This window comes from Nocardia flavorosea, from assembly GCF_015477805.1.
GTDB classification, from domain to species: Bacteria; Actinomycetota; Actinomycetes; order Mycobacteriales; family Mycobacteriaceae; genus Nocardia; species Nocardia flavorosea_A.
Genome location: NZ_JADLQL010000001.1, coordinates 145,691 through 163,189, shown reverse-complemented (window position 1 = coordinate 163,189; position 17,499 = coordinate 145,691). Strand labels below are relative to the sequence as shown.

The window sequence follows — 17,499 nt, the reverse complement described above, 5'->3', positions numbered from 1 at the left end:
TCCGGCGGTGGTCATCCCCGGCCCGCGAGGATATCGCGCTGGTCGTCGATCATCGAGCGGATCGCGGCCACCACCGCCGCGACTTCGGGGCGGCGCAGGGTTTCGGCTCGGGCGACCAGCCAGTAGCCGAGGGTTACCGCCACGGAATCCGGCAGGACGCGCACCAGATCCGGGTGGCGGTCGGCCATGAAACAGGGCAGCAGACCCAGACCGGCCGCGGCGCGGGTCGCCTCGACGTGCACGAAAACGTTTGTGGAGGTGACGGATTCGCGCATGGCGGGGACGAAACCGGAGGCCAGGTCCAGATCGTCGACCTGAAGCATGGAATCGATGAAGTACACCAGCGGATGCCGGGCCAGTTCGTCGATCGTCGCGGGCGCCCGATGGTCACGCAGGTATTCGCGGGACCCGTAGAGGCCCAGGCGGTAGTCGGCGAGGTGGGCGGCGGTGGCGCGGCGCACCTGCGGTTCGCCGACGACGATTTCGAGGTCGAGCCCCGAACGCTGCCGCGACGCCCGCCGGGTGGTCGCGACGATCTCGACCGCGATACCCGGATGCCGGCGCCGCACCTGGGCGGCGGCGGGTGCGGCGATATAGGCGCTGAAGCCGTCGGTCGCCGACATCCGGACCACACCTTCGAGCACCCTGTTCCCGTCGGCCCCGGCGGCCAGCGATTTCACCGCCGATTCCACCATCTCCGCCGCGGCCAGCGCCTCGCGGCCGAGTTCGGTCAGTTCCCAGCCGCCGGCGGCGCGGGTGAGCACCCGGCCGCCCAGGGTCTGTTCCAGCGCGGCGATGCGCCGGGAAATGGTGGTGTGGTTGATACCCAGTTCGTCCGCCGCGGTCACGAAACGCCCGGAACGGCCGACGGCGAGTAATACGAGGAGATCGTCCGCGCTGGGACGACCGGAGACGGACGCGCTCATATCTGCACTTTTGCACAACCGTGCTGCAGAAATGGTCATTGCGGCGCAAATCCTCTGCACCAATACTCAGTGCAGCCAGATATTGTGGGGGTCGTCACATCGGATCGTGCGGCCTCCGGCGCGAAGGAGAACTGCCATGCGCGAGCACAGCCCCGGACCCGATGCGGTCGACGCGAAGGACACCGATTCCGGCGGCCTGCGGCGGGTGGTCGCCGCGTCGATGGCGGGCACGGTCGTCGAGTGGTACGAGTTCTTCCTGTACGGCACTGCCGCCACCCTGGTGTTCAGCAAGGTGTTCTTCGCGGAGGGCACCAGCGATCTGGACGCCATCCTGGCCGCGTTCGTCACCTACGCGGTCGGGTTCGTGGCACGTCCGCTGGGCGGTGTGGTCTTCGGGCACTACGGCGACAAGTACGGCCGCAAGAAACTGCTCCAGTTCAGCCTCGTCCTGGTCGGCGCCGCGACCTTCCTGATGGGCTGCCTGCCGACCTTCGGACAGATCGGTTACTGGGCGCCCGCCCTACTGGTGGCGCTGCGATTCATCCAGGGGTTCGCGGTCGGCGGCGAATGGGGCGGCGCCGTGCTGCTGGTCGCCGAGCACAGCCCCAGTCGCAGCCGCGGTTTCTGGGCGAGCTGGCCGCAGGCGGGCGTGCCGGCGGGTAATCTGCTGGCCACGGTCGTGCTGCTGGTGCTCACGACAACGCTGTCCGACGAGGCGTTCCTCGGCTGGGGCTGGCGGGTCGCGTTCTGGTTGTCGGCGGTGGTCGTACTGATCGGCTACTACATCCGCACCAAGATCACCGATGCGCCGATCTTCGTCGCGGCGCAGCAGGAGGCCGAACAGATCAAGGCCGGATCGCTCAGCGTCGTCGAGGTGCTGCGCCGGTACCCGCGCGGCGTGTTCACCGCCATGGGCCTGCGGTTCGGCGAGAACATCATGTACTACCTGGTGGTCACGTTCACCATCACCTATCTGAAGGTGGAGGTGGGAGCCGATACCTCGGTGATCCTGTGGTGGCTGCTGGCCGCGCACGCGGTGCATTTCGTGGTGATCCCGCTGGTGGGCAACCTATCCGACCGCTTCGGCCGGCGACCGGTCTACCTGGCCGGGGCGGTGACCGCGGGCACCTGGGGTTTCTTCGCCTTCCCGATGATGGACAGCGGGAACAACCTGATCATCGTCTCCGCCATCGTCATCGGCCTGGTCTTCCACGCCCTCATGTACGCCGGACAACCCGCGCTCATGGCGGAGATGTTCCCGACCCGGATGCGCTATTCGGGTGTGTCCCTGGGTTACCAGGTCACCTCGATCGTGGCGGGTTCGCTGGCGCCGATCATCGCCGTCCATTTGCTGGACACTTACGGCTCCGCCGTGCCGATCGCCTGGTACCTGGCGGGCGCCGCAGCGGTCAGTGCGATCGCCGCGCTGGTCGCCCGGGAAACGAAGGGGCTCACCTTGGAAACCCTCGACCGCGCCGACGCCGAAAGCCTGACCCCGGCCGAAGTTCCCGCACGATGAACGATCTCGCCGGACGCAAGGCCCTGGTCACCGGCGCTGCGAGCGGAATCGGAGCGGCCTGCGCCCGGGCGCTCGCCGCGCGCGGCGCCACGGTCACGGTGGCCGATATCGACGCCGACGGTGCCGAGGCAGTGGCCGCGAAGCTCGGCGGCACGGCATGGGCGGTGGATCTGCTCGACGTCGCGACTCTGGAACACCTGACCCTCGATACCGACATCCTGGTGAACAACGCCGGGGTGCAGCACATCAGCCCGATCCAGGATTTCGCGCCCCAGCGATTCCGGGATCTGCTCACCCTGATGGTCGAAGCGCCGTTCTTGCTGGTGCGCGCGGCTCTGCCGCATATGTACCGGCAGGGCTGGGGTCGTATCGTCAATATCTCGTCGGTCCACGGCCTGCGCGCCTCGCCGTACAAAGCCGCCTATGTTACGGCCAAACACGGCCTGGAGGGGTTGTCGAAGGTAACCGCCCTCGAGGGCGGCCCGCACGGCGTGACGAGCAACTGCGTGAACCCCGGCTACGTGCGAACTCCGCTGGTGGACAAACAGATCGCGGACCAGGCGCAGGCGCACGGTGTGCCCGAACAGGAGGTACTGGACAAGATTCTGCTCACCGAAAGCGCGGTCAAACGCCTCGTGGAACCGGAGGAGGTCGCCGCACTGGTGGGTTGGCTGGCTTCGCCGGAGGCGGGCATGGTCACCGGCGCTGCCCACACGATGGATGGCGGGTGGAGCGCGCGATGAGGGCGCGCTCCACCCGCACCGTGGGCACGGGAAATCGAGCTGTGCGACCCCGATGGAAACCGGCTCCGGATCGGCACACCCATGCAGTTAATCCGGTCAGCCGGCGAGGTGGCGGCTGATGACCAGGCGCTGGATCTGGTTGGTGCCCTCGAAGATCTGGGTGATCTTGGCTTCCCGCATATAGCGTTCGACCCGGAAATCACGGGTGTAGCCGTAGCCGCCGAGTACCTGCACGGCGTCGGTGGTGACCTTCATCGCGGCGTCGGTGGCGACCAGTTTGGCCACCGACGCATTGCGGGAGTACGGCTGTCCGGCATCACGCCGGCGGGCGGCGTCGAGATAGGTGGCGCGGGCCGAATCCACGGCGGCGGCCATATCGGCCAGCAGGAAACCCAACCCTTGATGGTCGATGATCTTGCGCCCGAATGCCGTCCGTTCCTGGGCATAGGCGACGGCCTCGTCGAGCGCGGCCTGGGCGAGCCCGACCGCGACCGCTGCGATACCCAGCCTGCCGGAATCCAAGGCGCTGAACGCGATCTGCAAACCCTGCCCCTCGGCGCCGATGCGACGTTCGGCGGGTACGAACGCGTTGTCGTAGTACGCCGAGGTGGTGGGCACCGCGTGCAGGCCCATCTTCTCCTCCGGCTTGCCGAAACTCAGTCCCGCGGTGTCCTTCGGCACCAGGAAACACGAGATTCCCTTGGAGCCCTCGCCGGTGCGGGCGAACAGATTGTAGAAATCGGCGATACCACCGTGGGTGATCCACGCCTTCGATCCGGTCACCCGGTATCCACCGTCGACCGTGCTCGCCTTGCACACCAGTGCCGCCGCGTCCGAACCGGCCTGCGGCTCGGACAAGCTGTAGGCGCCGACGGTGGCGCCCCCCAGCATCTCCGGCAGCCAGCGCTGCTTCTGCTCTTCGGTACCGAACGTCATCAGCGGGTGGCAGGCCAGGCTGTGCACGCTCACCGCCACTGCCACCGCGGCCCATCGAGCGGCGATTTCCTCCAGCACCTGCAGGTACACCTCATAGGGCTGACCGCCCCCGCCCCATTCCTCGGGATACGGCAGGCTCAGCAATCCCGCTTCGCCCAAGGTGGCGAACACGCCCGCGGGGTAGGTTCCGGTCTTCTCGTGTTCGTCGACGATCGGCGCCAGCACCTTATCGGCCACGTCGCGGGTCAATCCGATGAGATCGCGCGCCTCATCGGTGGGCAGAAGTCGATCGACGGCCACAGGAATCTCCTCCGAGGATACGCGGAACAGTACTTTGCTCCTCCTTACAGTACTGTCGCACTGTCAGTACTGCAAGAAGCTCCGCAGTACTATCGCCGCCATGGAGCAATCCCCGGCCTTCGCCACCAGCCGCCGTACCGAACTGTTCGACGAACTCGTCGCTCTGTTGCTCAGCGAAGGTTTCGCGCACCTGACCCTCGACGCCATCGCCGCCCGGCTCAGATGCTCCAAATCCACCCTCTACACCCTCGCCGGCAGTAAAGAACAACTCGTCACCGCCGCCACCGTGCACTTCTTCAAACACGCCACCGCCACCGTCGAAGCCGAGGTCACCGCCGCACCGGGTCCACGCGAACGGATCACTGCCTACCTCACCGCCGTCGGCACGGCACTGGCCGTGGCCTCCGGCCGATTCATGGCCGATCTCGACGCCTTCGCGCCGGCCCGCGAAGTCTACGAACGCAATACCCGCATCGCCGCCCGCCGCGTCCGGGAACTCATCGACGAGGGCGTCGCCACCGGCGAATTCCGCCGCGTCCATGCCGAGTTCGCCGCGGACCTGGCCGCCACCATGATGGTCCGTATCCAGCAGGGCGGCGTTCGCGCCGCCACCGGCCTGGACGATGCCGCCGCCTACCGGGAACTCGCCGCCGTCCTCACCCACGGCATCAGCGCTTGAGACCCGCATTGCCTTCCGGACGCCGACGCGGGCAGAAATCACCTCCGGGGACGGCCCCGGCCGGCGCGGCGGCTCAGCGCCAGCGTTCGAGCAACTCGGTGGCTGCGCCGGAAAGCGCCCGTTGCAGGAACGGGCCGAAACTGACCCGCGCCACACCCGCTTCGGCGAGTTCACCGCGATCACCCTGGTCAGGGAAGGCCACGGCGTTGACCGGCAACGGCAATTCGGCGCACAGGCGGCGCAGCGTGCCGGGGTCGTGGAAACCCACCGGGTACAGCACATCGGCGCCGGCCTCGGCGGCCAGTCGCAACCGCGCCACCGCTCGATCGACACGATCGGCCTCGGCACCGATACCGCGCAGGAACAGGTCGGTCCGCGCGTTCACCACCAGCGGCACCCCGGCGGCGTCGGCGGCCTGCCGCAGGCCACCGACGAAATCGGCATGCTCCTGGGCCTCGCGCAGCCGCCCGCCGTCACTGTGCACGGTGTCCTCGATATTGAGGCCCACCACTTCCGCTCCGAGCAACCCGTCCACCAACTGTTCCGGCAGTAGCCCGTAGCCGGATTCGATATCCAGCGAGACCGGGATGTCCACGGCTGCCGTGATCTCGCGTACCCGCCCCAGCACTTCGGCGAACGACATCCCCTCACCGTCGGGCCGGCCCAGCGAATCGGCCAGCGGGTGGCTGCCCACCGTCACGCCCCGGAACCCGGCCTGCTCGACCAGCCGCGCCGACCAGGCGTCCCATACCGTCGGCAGGATCACCGGATCGCCCGGCCGGTGGAGTTGCCGGAATGCGGCGGCCTTCTCGGACAGTGTTGTCATAGCGTGAGCCCATTTCTCGGGAGGCGGAATTGCGGCCCGGCCAGAATACTGCGGCACAACAGGAGTCCGGGGCACAGTCCCGTCACCGCCGATCGCCCGGCGACGCGCGCGGACCCTCCGTCCGCTCGAGGAATTCCTCCACCCGGCGGTGATCTCGGCATGCCCGGCGTCGATGTCGAATGCCTCTTCGATGCGCAGGAATCGGGACACGCTGGACATCGGCATGACCAGCGTCAGCGGCGTCCACGGGCCCGGGTCGCGGTCGCGCAGGGCATTCGAGACGATCTCCAGCTGGACTGGAGTTCCCGGAATCGCTTCGACGACTGGGCGATTTCGGATCGGATGGACGGATGACGGGTCGCCGGCGAGACGAATTCCATGGTGAGCGCGGTCCGCGACTGATGGTGGATCTCGTCCCCGAGTTCCCACAGCGGCTGCGGCGCCGGTGTACAGCGGTCTGTCCGCGATAGCACTGCCCCGACTGCCTCGCCGGTCCCGGATCCACCGAAATTCTTCTGCCCGCGGGCATACGGTGATGCCCACCGATCTGCACCCTGCCCCGGCCGTGCAACGACACCTGGAACACCGCGGGCCTACCACCGGCCCGTGAACCCTCATCGCCGGGCGCACTACGGCCGTTCCGCGCTTGCCGGCACCGAGCCGGCGACGCAAGGCAAACTCTCACGCCACCCGCCGAGTACGGCACCGAGGGGCCGTCACCGGATGCCGGGCTGTGAACTCGGCAAACTTCCGAGCCGATGAACCCACCACTCCCCGACGGGTAGGGCCTGGTCAGCGGTGGCCGGAAAGATCCCAGGCCAACGGCCTAGACCAATCGGTTGTCTTTGTTGACCAGGAGAGCGAAGAGGTTTTGTGACACAATACTTTTCGTGATTCCGACGGTCGACGGCAACCCTGCGGCAACAGCGATCTCGCGGATCGGCGCGCCCGCACGGCCGTCTCGACCGCCTACACACGGCGCGGCGCGGCCCGGCCCGGCGCACGATCGCCGCCGGCCACGCCCCGGAACCAACCCTCCCGTGAAGGTGAGTGGCGCATTGAGCTCTTGAGAGACGGTCCCGAGAACCTCGCCGCGGTTTCGGCGGGGTCCGCACGCATGCGCGGACCCCGCAGGTTCTGCGCGCCGGGGGTCGGCAGGGATTGTCCGGAATGCCCGGCGGTGGACTAGCGACCGCCGGGATCGGGAAACAAATGAGGAGGCGGAAATGGGTACCGACGGGTATCTGGAACATACAGCGCTGGCCGAGGTTCTCCGGCACGGCAACCTGGAGTTCCATCAGCAGCTGCAGAAGATTCTGAGCAACCCGGACTTCCGCGTCACGGAGAAGCAGAGCCAGGAAGAGCGGCGCCTCAACGCCTACGACCAGTTGAAGTACCTGGTCGACGAGATCGGCACCCGCGCCGTCGCGACCGACCTACCCAGACTGTTCGCGGTGTTCGACTGGTGCGCCGTACTGGCGACGGATCTGATCCCGCTGATCTCGGGACATTACAACCTGGCCTCGGGGAGTCTGGCCACCCTCACCGACTCCGATTCCGCGGCGCCCTATCTGATGGATCTGGACGACGCGACCGCCGTCGGCGTCATGCTGCTGACCGAGTACGAATGCGGTTCCAATATCGGGTTCATGCGGACGACCGCCACCTGGGACGGTGACGGATTCGTGCTCAACACACCGGATCCGCGCGCCCGGAAATTCATGCCCTCGGTGGGCATTCCGGTGGGCCGGGTATGCGTCATCGGTGCGCGGTTCATCGACGCGGCCGGAGTGGACCAGGGCGTGCACCTGTTCACGGCCCGCCTGCGCGATGCCAACGGTGACCCGGCACCCGGGGTCACGATCACCCAGCTCGACCATCAGCCGCTGGTGATCATGGACAACTCCGTCATCAGCTTCGACAACCTGCGAGTCGAACGCCATGCGTGGCTGGCGAACAATCTGGCCACCGTGGATGACAACGGTGTCCTGACCTGGAACGACGCGGACAGCCCGAAGCGGGCGTTCGCCTCGGCGATCAGTCAGCTCACCGTCGGGCGCCTGGCGCTGTCGTCCTGCTTGAACGCGGCCGCGCGCGCCTCCCTCTACATCGCGCTGCGCTACGCCGGCCAGCGGGTGGTGCCGATGACCCCGACCGATAAACCGGTCATGCTGGATATCCCGCACGTGCGTGACACGCTGCTGACCGATCTGGCCGGCACCATCGCCCGGACCGTCTACGGCGACGCGACCAAGACGTTCCTCGCCGGGGCCGACCTCACCGCTCGCGATACCGTCGTGACGGTGATGCTGGCCAAGCACTTCATCCAGAAGCATGCCTTGGACACGGTGACCGACTGCCGTATCAAGATGGCCGCGCAGGGTATGTTCACCGCGAACCGGGTCGCCGGTTACCTCGGCGTCTGCCATGCCGCCATCACCGGCGAAGGCGATATCTACGTCCTGGGGTCGGTTGCGGGCCGGGTACTGGCCAAACAGCTCGCCGCGACCCCGCCGGCCGCAGCCACGCTGCACGATCCCAGCGATCCCGCCGACCGTGCGCGCCTGCTCGCCGCCCGTACCCTGACGATCGCGCAGGAAGCGCAGCAGCATCTGAACACCCCCGGCCTCGACGATCGGCTGGCGGCGGTTCCGCACGCGCTCGACCTCGCCGGCGCCTACTGCGCGGAGCAGGCGCTGGCGGCGCTCGACGAGCACGCCGGGCTCCCGGAGATCGCCGCAGTGCGTGATGTCTTCGTCCTCGACAGCATCAACCGGGACTCCACGTGGTACCTCACCCACGGTCTGCTCGACGTCGCCGCCGTGGCGACCCTGCAGCGGGAACTCGGCCGGGCCATCGACGATCTCGCCGGGCACCTGCCCGCGGTACTCGATGCACTGGGCTTCGACGACGAAATTCTCGGGGCACCGGTGCTGTCCGCGGACCTGCCCGGCGCGTGGGCTGCCCGCGTCGCCGAGGTGCGCGGCCACTGATCTGGCGCGGCACGGATCGGGCTCCCGGCGGGGGCGCCTCTGCGGAGGCTGCCCCCGGCGGGAGCCCGCCCTTTTCGGCGCACCGCCCGAATCTCCGGCACCGCCCCGTCGCTGTCGCAGGACCGCGTCGGGATCGCTGCCGGAAACATTCGGTGAAACCGACCCGTAACCAACGCCGGAGGGTGTATCCGTAGTCGCAACAGTTGATACCGAAGGTGCCCCGCCGGGTGCGAGGAGCACCAACCGTTCTGTCAGAATCCTGTTGGCAGAGAGCAACATAGAAACCTACGGGTCTTCGGCCGGCCCGCACCTTGGGTACTATGCCGCCGAAACCGATATCGAGGAGAATACGTGTATCCGCAGCCCACGCAGCAGGGTGCTGGCGCCGACTCATTTTCGCCTATCGAGGGCATCGGCCCTCGCATCCCGCTATACAGTGCGGAGTTCGCGGCCGACCCCCATGGCGCCTACCGCCAGATGCGCAGGGACTACGGGCCGCTGGTGCCGATCGAGATGTGGCCCGGCGTTCCCGCCACCTTGGTGACCAAATACCGCACGGCCGTACGCATCCTCAACGATCCCGAGCATTTTCCGGCCGATCCGCGGGCATGGCAGAAGACCGTGCCGGCCGATATCCCGATCATGCCGATGATCGAATGGCGCCCCAACGCACTGCGCACCAGTGGGGAAACCCACGCGCGCTACCGCGGCGCCCTCAACGCCGCCTTGGCCGAGGTCGATCTCAACACCCTGCGCGGCATGGTGGAGAAGTCCGCTGTTCCGGTCATCAACTCGTTCTGCAACGACGGGACCGCCGACGTTCTGAACCAGTACGCTCTTCCGCTGGTCTTCTCGGTCCTGTGCCAGGTCCTGGGGTGCCCGGAGGATATCGGCGAGCAGGTGGCCGCCGCCAATGCGGCCATGTTCGACGGCGTCGACACCGAAACGGTCAACGCGATCATGAACAAGGCGCTGCTCGAACTGGCCACGCTCAAACGCAGTCACCCGGGCAACGACGTCACCACCCGGCTGGTCCAGCACAATGCCGGTCTCTCCGACGACGAGATGGTCCATCAGCTGGTGCTGCTGTTCGCGGCCGGAGTCGAACCGACGGTGAACCTCATCACCAACACCCTGGTGCTCATGCTGACCGACGCCCGTTTCACCAGCGACAACAGCAGCCTGCCGTTGTCCACCAAGGCGGCGCTCGACGAGATGCTGGCGATCGACCCGCCGATGGCGAACTACTGCATCACCTACCCCCGCCAGCCGATCCTGATCGAGAACGTCTGGCTGCCGGCGAATCAGCCGGTGATGGTCAGTATGGCTGCCTGCAACAACGATCCGGAGATGAATACGGGCGAGTTCTCGGGTAACGGCTGGAATCTGGCCTGGAGCACCGGCCCGCACGCCTGCCCGGCGCATGCGCGCCCGTATGCGTATCTGCTGGCTCAGGACGCCATCGATCAGCTTCTGGACGCCCTCCCGGAACTGAGCCTCGCGGTGCCCAAACACAACCTGGTGTGGCGCCCCGGCCCGTTCCACCGGGCATTGACCGCGCTGCCGGTGATGTTCCCGCCGTCGCCGCCGCTCAGTATCTGAGCACCCGCCCGTACCGCACAACGCCCTCCGGTGTTACCGGCCGGACAGAGCCCCGGCTCACCTCGGTGCACGCATGGAGTCTGCGTCCGCGGGTACGCCGCGCGCATGACCGATGACACGCACGCGCGCGTCCCGCGGATCACCCGGGCGGCCGTGGCCGGGCCCGGACGGGTCACCGATCGCTCGACCGTTTCCCGCAGCCGATGAGTACGGCGTGGGAAGCGGCCCTGGAGTGGTCGCGGGCGGGTTCGCGGTCCGCGTTGGCGCGCGTGGTGGCCGGTTCCCCCGGCGGACCGCGGACGCCGGGGACCGCGCTGGCGATTTCGGAATCGGGCCGGGTCGTGGGCAGTGTTTCCGGCGGGTGCGTCGACGGAGATATCTGCGCGCGGGCGCCGGAGATCATACGCAGCGGCGTTCCGGAACAGCTGCGATACGACGGTGAGACAGGTGAGTCCCCCGCCCCCGGCCTGCCGTGCGGTGGCCGGCTCGACGTATTCGTCGAACCGGTGGACCGATCGCTGCGTGCGGTGCTGCCACCCCTGCTGGCGGCCGTTCGGGCGGGACACCCGGCCACCCTGGCAACGGTTCTCGCCGGATCCGGCGCCACCGCACCGCGCCATACGTTGTTCCCGGCTCCTACCGGAGCCGGTGATCCGGCGACGGGCGCGGCACCGGATCGGCTGCGGGCGCTGGCCGATACTGGCGTGACCGGTGTTTTCGACGTACCGGACACCGATACCGCAGGGGTTCTCCGGGTGTTCGTACAGTCTTTTCCCGCACCACCGCGGATGCTCGTTTTCGGCGCGGACGATTTCGCCGCCGCGCTCACCCGGATCGGCCGTTACCTCGGCTATCGGGTCACGCTCTGCGATGCCCGGCCGGCCTTCGCCACCGCCTCCCGTTTCCCGGCGGCGCACGAGGTCGTCGTGCAATGGCCGCACGAATATTTCGCGGCTACCCCGGTGAACGAATCGACCGTCATCTGCGTGTTCACCCACGATACGAAATTCGAGGTGCCGTTGCTCGCCGCGGCGCTGCGCAGCGAGGCGGGGTATATCGGCGCCATGGGCAGCCGGCGCGCCCACGCCGGTCGAATGCGCCGCCTACGGGCGGCCGGACTCACCGACGCCCAGCTCGGTCGCCTCGCCGCGCCGACCGGCCTGGATCTGGGCGCCGATACCCCGGAAGAGACGGCCGTATCCATCGCCGCGGAGATCATCGCGCAACGGCGCAACGGCAGCGGTGTGCCGCTGCGTCATCTGGACAGTCCCATCCATCACACCGCCGATACGACCGCGACTCGTTGCACGAGTGCCCGGTTTGGGATGTGAACCGGGGGTATCCGGCGCCCATGACAGCTGCCGAGAACACCAGCGATATCGCGCTGGACGTGGACGGGCAGCGGCGGACGCTGCGCGTGGACAACCGCACCACCCTGCTGGACGCGCTGCGGGAACAGCTCGGTGTCACCGCTCCCAAGAAGGGTTGCGATCACGGGCAGTGCGGATCGTGCACGGTACTGCTCGACGGCCGGCGCGCCACCACCTGTCTCACCTTCGCCGCCGCCAACGACGGCGCCGAGGTGGTCACCGCGGCCGGACTCCCCGAAGGAACCGCCCTGCACCCGGTTCAGCAGGCGTTTCTGGAACAGGACGGCTTCCAATGCGGCTATTGCACGCCGGGTCAGGTGTGCTCGGCGGTAGGGATGCTGGCCGAAGCCGAGGCCGGGAACCCCAGTTACCTCACCCCTGACCTCACGGCTACCGCCGAACTCGACGACGCCGAGATACGGGAGCGGATGAGCGGCAACCTGTGCCGCTGCGCGGCCTACCCGAATATTGTGGCGGCGATCCGGCAGGCGGCGGCCCGGTGATCCCGTTCGAGTATCGGCGCGCGACCAGCGCCCAGGAGGCCGTGGCCGCGGTGGCCGAGCGGCCGGGGGCGGCGTTCCTCGGCGGCGGCACCAATCTGGTCGACCATATGAAACTGGGGATAGCCGCGCCGGAACTGCTGGTCGATGTCAGCCGGCTACCGCTGGACGGGATCGAGGAGACCGCGGGCGGCGGGCTCCGGGTGGGCGCGGCCGTCCGCAACAGCGATCTGGCGGCGCATCCGGTGGTCCGGGCACGCTATCCGGCGCTGTCGCGGGCCCTGCTCTCCGGCGCGTCCGGACAGCTGCGCAATCTGGCGACCACAGGCGGCAATCTGCTGCAACGCACCCGGTGCGTGTACTTCCAGGATGTGACGACGCCCTGTAACAAACGCGATCCCGGCAGCGGCTGCTCGGCGCTCGGCGGATACGTCCGCTATCACGCGATTCTGGGTGCCTCCGAGCACTGTGTGGCCGTGCACCCCTCGGATATGGCGGTGGCGCTGGCGGCACTGGATGCCCGGGTCGTGACCGAGAGCACCGACGGCGAACAGCGAATCCCGGTCGCCGATTTCCACCGGCTACCGGGCGACCATCCCGAGCGCGATACCGTCCTGTCCCATGGTCAGCTGATCACTGCCATCGAGATCCCCGCCCCGCCGGCCGGGGTGGTAGCGGACTATCGCAAGGTACGAGACCGTGCTTCCTACGCGTTCGCGCTGGTTTCGGTCGCTGCCGAACTGGCCCTCGAATCCGGCGGCACGATCCGATCCGCACGGCTGGCGTTCGGAGGGGTCGCGCACCGGCCGTGGCGTGCGCGGCGGGCCGAAGCCGAACTCACCGCGGCCCCGGCGACCGAGCACACCTTCGAACGGGCTGCCGATGCCGAGCTCGCCGACGCGCGGCCGCTGGACGGTAACGAGTTCAAGGTCGAACTCGCCCGCCGCACCCTGGTATCGACCCTGCAGACCCTCACCGAACAGGCGCAGCAATGACATTGATTCCGGCCGATTCGATGGGTACGCCGCTGACCAGGCTCGACGGGTACGCCAAGGTCACCGGTACGGCGCCGTACGCCGTCGAACATCGCGTGGACAATCCCCTGTACCTGCATCCGGTCCAGGCGACCGTGGCGCGAGGCCGGGTCACCGCCATGGACACCGGCGGCGCACTCCGACTGCCGGGAGTGGTCGCGGCGCTGACCGTCTTCGACGCGCCCGCCCTCGCCGACACATCCGACGGCGAACTGAGCATCCTCCAGGACGACCACGTGCACTTCCGCGGGCAGCTGATCGGCGCGGTGGTCGCCGAGACCGCCGAAACAGCCCGTCACGGCGCGGATCTGGTGCGAACCGAATACGAAACCGAACCGCACAACACCGAACTGCGCGCCGACGATCCCGGCCGCTACGCACCCGACCAGGTGAACCCCACATTCCCCACCGATACCGAGGAGGGCGATGTGGAAGCCGGGCTCGCGGAGGCGGAGGTGTCCATCGACCGGACCTACACCACCCCTGCCGAACACAACAATCCGATGGAGCCGCACGCCTGCATCGCCCGCTGGGACGAATCATCCGGCCGGACGGAGGTGACGCTCTACGACTCCACCCAGGGCGTGCACACCGTCCGGTCGACGCTGGCGCCCCTGTTCGGGCTCGAACCGTCCCAGCTGCGGGTGCTGGCGCCGCATGTCGGCGGCGGGTTCGGATCCAAGGGGGCGCCGCATGCCCACAATGTGCTCGCGCTCCTGGCCGCTCGGCGCTGCGCGGGCCGGCCGGTGAAATACGCCTGCACCCGCCAGCAGATGTTCGCGCTGGTCGGCTACCGCACACCGACAGTCCAGCGGATCCGGCTGGGTGCGGATCGCGACGGCCGGCTCACCGCACTAGCGCACGATGTCGTCGAGACGACCGCCCGGGTCAAGGAGTTCGCCGAGCAGACGGCAGTCGCCTCCCGGACGATGTATGCCACCCCGAACCGGCGCACCTCCCATCGCCTGGTCGCGCTCGATGTGCCGGTGCCGTTCTGGATGCGAGCCCCCGGCGAATGTCCCGGTATGTACGCCGCCGAATCGGCCATGGACGAACTCGCCGTGGCCTGCGGTATCGACCCGATCGAGCTGCGGATCCGCAATGAACCCGGCACCGACCCGGAATCGGGCCGGCCGTGGTCGGGCCGGCATCTCGTGGAATGCCTCCGTACCGGTGCCGAACGTTTCGGCTGGGCCGGGCGCGATCCGGCGCCGCGCGCGCGAACCGACGGTGACTGGCTGGTCGGGACAGGGGTCGCGGCGGCCACCTACCCCGCGATGGCGATGCCCGGCAATACCGCCCGGATCGAATTCGCCGACCAGCACTACACCGTCGATATCGGGGCCGCCGATATCGGCACGGGCACCTGGACGGCGCTGACCCAGATCGCCGCCGACGCCCTCGGGTGTGCCCCCACCGCTGTGCGGCTGCGCATCGGCGATACCGACCTGCCCGAAGCCAGCGTCGCCGGCGGGTCCACCGGGATCGGTTCGTGGGGTTCGGCCGTGGTCGCCGCCGCCCGGGCCTTCCGGCGCGAGCACGGCGACCACCCGGCCGCCGGCGCACACAGCAGCGCACCGGCGGAGGAGAATCCGGACGCCGGGAAGTTCGCGTTGCATTCCTTCGGCGCCCACTTCGTCGAAGCCCGGGTCCATCGCGCCACCGGTGAAATCCGGATCCCGCGCATGCTGGGCGTGTTCTCGATCGGGCGGGCGATCAACCCGCGCACCCTGCGTTCCCAGCTGATCGGCGGGATGACCATGGGCGTATCCGGAGCCCTGCACGAGGACAGCGTGCGCGACCACCGATTCGGCCATATTGTCACCCACGATCTGGCGTCGTACCACATCAGCGCGCACGCCGACGTCCAGGATATCGACGCGATCTGGTTGGACGAAGTCGACGAGCACAGCAACCCGATGGGTTCGCGCGGTGCCGGCGAGATCGGAATCGTCGGCGCCGCCGCCGCGGTGGCCAACGCGGTTCATCACGCGACCGGGGTCCGGGTCCGCGCACTACCCATCACCGCCGACACCGTACTGAGTGCCGGCGTGCAGTCCTGAACGCCAGTTCGCGTCGGCTGTCGTTCGGGCGATACCCGGTCGGGATGGAGCCTGGACCCGAATCACCTCGGGGAACGCCGCCGCGACAGCGAGCCGTCCGTACCCGCACTCACCGGCGTGCCGATCCCCTGGATCGACGTTGACGGCGTGGTTCGATACCACCGACAACTACTGGTACGCGGCCCGGGGAGCCGGCCGGGGGTGTTCGTGTTCGTCCACGCCGGTACCGCCGAATCCGCTGCCCGGCGGCCGGGTCCGGCCGGCACCACCCGCCCGGGCAGAATATGCCCGGTGAGCGCAACATTGCAGGCCAGTGGCCTCTCGGCCGGGCACGCCGAACGCACCCTGTTCGCCGACCTCGATCTGACTCTCGCGCCCGGGGATGTGATCGGACTGGTCGGCGTCAACGGCGCGGGTAAATCGACGCTGCTGCGTATGCTCGCCGACTGCGCCCCGGGCGAAGGCAGTATCACCCTCAGTCCGCCCGGCGCCACCGTCGGCTACCTGGCCCAGGAGCCCGAACGCACCGCCGGCGAGACGGTACTCGAATTTCTCGCCCGCCGGACCGGAGTCGCCCACGCCCAGCGCCTGATGGACGCCGCTGCCGAACGGCTCGCCGACGGTGGGCACGACGACTACTCCCCCGCGCTCGAACACTGGCTCGCCCTCGGCGGCGCCGATTTCGAACAGCGCGCCGCGGAGGTCGCCGCCGATCTCGGGCTCACCGACGGCCTCGCCGGTCGGTTGGACGCTCCCATGACGGGCCTGTCCGGCGGACAGGCGGCCCGCGCCGGTCTCGCATCGGTGCTGTTGTCGCGTTTCGATATCCTGCTGCTCGACGAACCCACCAACGACCTCGACCTCGACGGTCTCGACCGCCTCGAACGGTTCGTCACCGGTATCCGGGTGCCGCTGATGATCATCAGCCACGACCGCGAATTCCTGACCCGCACGGTGACCGCCGTGCTCGAACTGGATCTCGCCCAGCAGCAGGTCAACTTCTATGACGGCGGCTACGACTCGTACTTGGCCGAACGTGAGATCGCGCGCCGGCACGCCCGCGAGGCCTACGACGAATTCGCCGATACCAAAGCAGCTTTGCAGGCCCGGGCGCGGATGCAGCGCAACTGGCTGGAGCACGGGGTTCGCAATGCACGCCGCAAGAGCAAGAACGATTCCGACAAGATCACCCGGAAGACGCGCGCCGAATCCACCGAGAAACAAGCCGCCAAGGCTCGGCAGACCCAGCGCCGTATCGAACGGCTCGAGGTGGTGGAGGAACCGCGTAAGGAATGGGAGCTGCGGATGGAGATCGCCGCGGCGCCGCGCAGCGGTTCGGTCGTGGCGACGGCGAGCAATGCCACCGTTACGCGCGGTGATTTCGTGCTCGGGCCGATCACCGCCCAGATCGACTGGGCCGACCGCATCGTGCTGACCGGCGCGAACGGCTCCGGTAAATCGACCCTGCTAGCCCTGCTGCTCGGCAAGATCGCGCCCGGGACGGGCACTGCGGCGCTCGGTGCGGGCGTGCAGCTCGGCGAGGTCGACCAGGCTCGTGGCCTGTTCCGCGGCGCCGGCCCCCTGGCCGCGACCTTCGGGGCGGCCGTCCCCGACTGGCCGGATGCCGAGGTCCGGACGCTGCTCGCCAAGTTCGGATTGCGCGGCCCGCACGTCACCCGCGCCTGCGACACCTTGTCGCCCGGTGAACGTACCCGCGCCGCGCTGGCACTGCTGCAGGCCCGCGGTGTCAATCTGCTGGTGCTCGACGAGCCGACCAACCACCTCGATCTTCCGGCCATCGAACAGCTCGAGCAGGCAGTCGACTCCTTCTCCGGCACACTTCTGCTGGTGACCCACGACCGCCGCATGCTGGATTCGGTGCACGCGACCCGCCGCTGGCATATGGCAGCGGGCCTGCTCACCGAGGAATAACCCCGGCCCGCTGAGGACAGCGCGTTTCCTACGCCGGACTCCCCGGCGTCGCGTACGGTGGAGACAACGGGGCCGC

At 68.4% G+C, this 17,499-nt stretch carries 14 protein-coding genes; 11 read left to right on the top strand and 3 right to left on the bottom strand.

The features are described from left to right. Positions 1–11 precede the first annotated feature (11 nt). Positions 12–926, bottom strand: coding sequence for a LysR family transcriptional regulator (locus tag IU448_RS00755; RefSeq protein ID WP_195053559.1), 915 nt, complete (start codon positions 924–926; stop codon positions 12–14). A gap of 136 nt (positions 927–1,062) precedes the next feature. On the opposite strand from IU448_RS00755, the gene IU448_RS00750 reads away from it, so the two are divergent. Next, complete coding sequence (locus IU448_RS00750) at positions 1,063–2,445, top strand: MFS transporter (protein ID WP_195053558.1); 1,383 nt, start codon at positions 1,063–1,065, stop codon at positions 2,443–2,445. Further along, a complete protein-coding gene (locus IU448_RS00745) occupies positions 2,442–3,188 on the top strand; it encodes a 3-hydroxybutyrate dehydrogenase (RefSeq protein WP_195053557.1) in 747 nt (248 codons plus the stop codon). Before IU448_RS00750 ends, IU448_RS00745 begins: the two co-directional genes overlap by 4 nt. 96 nt (positions 3,189–3,284) lie before the next feature. Here the strand turns inward: IU448_RS00745 and IU448_RS00740 are convergent, their stop codons facing one another. Continuing rightward, positions 3,285–4,424 carry an acyl-CoA dehydrogenase family protein gene (locus IU448_RS00740; protein ID WP_195053556.1) on the bottom strand — a complete coding sequence of 380 codons (1,140 nt, stop codon included), beginning with the start codon at positions 4,422–4,424 and terminating at the stop codon, positions 3,285–3,287. Positions 4,425–4,524: 100 nt separating this feature from the next. Between IU448_RS00740 and IU448_RS00735 the strand changes: the two genes are divergently transcribed. Next, on the top strand, positions 4,525–5,103 hold the full coding sequence (locus IU448_RS00735; protein ID WP_195053555.1) for a TetR/AcrR family transcriptional regulator: 579 nt from the start codon (positions 4,525–4,527) through the stop codon (positions 5,101–5,103). Positions 5,104–5,176: 73 nt separating this feature from the next. Here IU448_RS00735 and IU448_RS00730 read toward each other — a convergent pair whose 3' ends face one another. Next, complete coding sequence (locus IU448_RS00730; RefSeq protein WP_195053554.1) at positions 5,177–5,929, bottom strand: isocitrate lyase/PEP mutase family protein; 753 nt, start codon at positions 5,927–5,929, stop codon at positions 5,177–5,179. 159 nt (positions 5,930–6,088) lie between these two features. Between IU448_RS00730 and IU448_RS00725 the strand changes: the two genes are divergently transcribed. The 8 genes from IU448_RS00725 (at position 6,089) to IU448_RS00690 (ending at position 17,423) form a co-directional block, all read left to right on the top strand. Then, positions 6,089–6,283, top strand: a complete 195-nt coding sequence (locus IU448_RS00725; protein WP_195053553.1) for a hypothetical protein — start codon at positions 6,089–6,091, stop codon at positions 6,281–6,283. Positions 6,284–7,155: 872 nt separating this feature from the next. Then, positions 7,156–8,922: a hypothetical protein gene (locus IU448_RS00720; RefSeq protein WP_195053552.1), complete on the top strand. Its 1,767-nt coding sequence runs from the start codon at positions 7,156–7,158 to the stop codon at positions 8,920–8,922. Between the two features lie 477 nt (positions 8,923–9,399). Continuing rightward, positions 9,400–10,524 carry a cytochrome P450 gene (locus tag IU448_RS00715; protein WP_228811973.1) on the top strand — a complete coding sequence of 375 codons (1,125 nt, stop codon included), beginning with the start codon at positions 9,400–9,402 and terminating at the stop codon, positions 10,522–10,524. A 203-nt stretch (positions 10,525–10,727) separates the two neighbouring features. Continuing rightward, on the top strand, positions 10,728–11,855 hold the full coding sequence (locus IU448_RS00710; protein WP_195053550.1) for an XdhC family protein: 1,128 nt from the start codon (positions 10,728–10,730) through the stop codon (positions 11,853–11,855). Positions 11,856–11,875: 20 nt separating this feature from the next. Next, the gene (locus IU448_RS00705; protein ID WP_195053549.1) at positions 11,876–12,397 is read left to right on the top strand and encodes a 2Fe-2S iron-sulfur cluster-binding protein; all 522 of its coding nucleotides are present in this window, start codon (positions 11,876–11,878) and stop codon (positions 12,395–12,397) included. Then, positions 12,394–13,389 (top strand): FAD binding domain-containing protein, encoded by a 996-nt coding sequence (locus tag IU448_RS00700; protein WP_195053548.1) that lies wholly within the window; start codon positions 12,394–12,396, stop codon positions 13,387–13,389. The genes IU448_RS00705 and IU448_RS00700 overlap by 4 nt, the downstream gene beginning before the upstream one ends. Then, entirely contained in the window at positions 13,386–15,491 is a 2,106-nt protein-coding gene (locus IU448_RS00695) for a xanthine dehydrogenase family protein molybdopterin-binding subunit (RefSeq protein WP_195053547.1), read from the top strand. Before IU448_RS00700 ends, IU448_RS00695 begins: the two co-directional genes overlap by 4 nt. Before the next feature lie 291 nt (positions 15,492–15,782). Continuing rightward, positions 15,783–17,423, top strand: coding sequence for an ABC-F family ATP-binding cassette domain-containing protein (locus IU448_RS00690; RefSeq protein WP_195053546.1), 1,641 nt, complete (start codon positions 15,783–15,785; stop codon positions 17,421–17,423). The last annotated feature ends 76 nt before the right edge of the window (positions 17,424–17,499 follow it).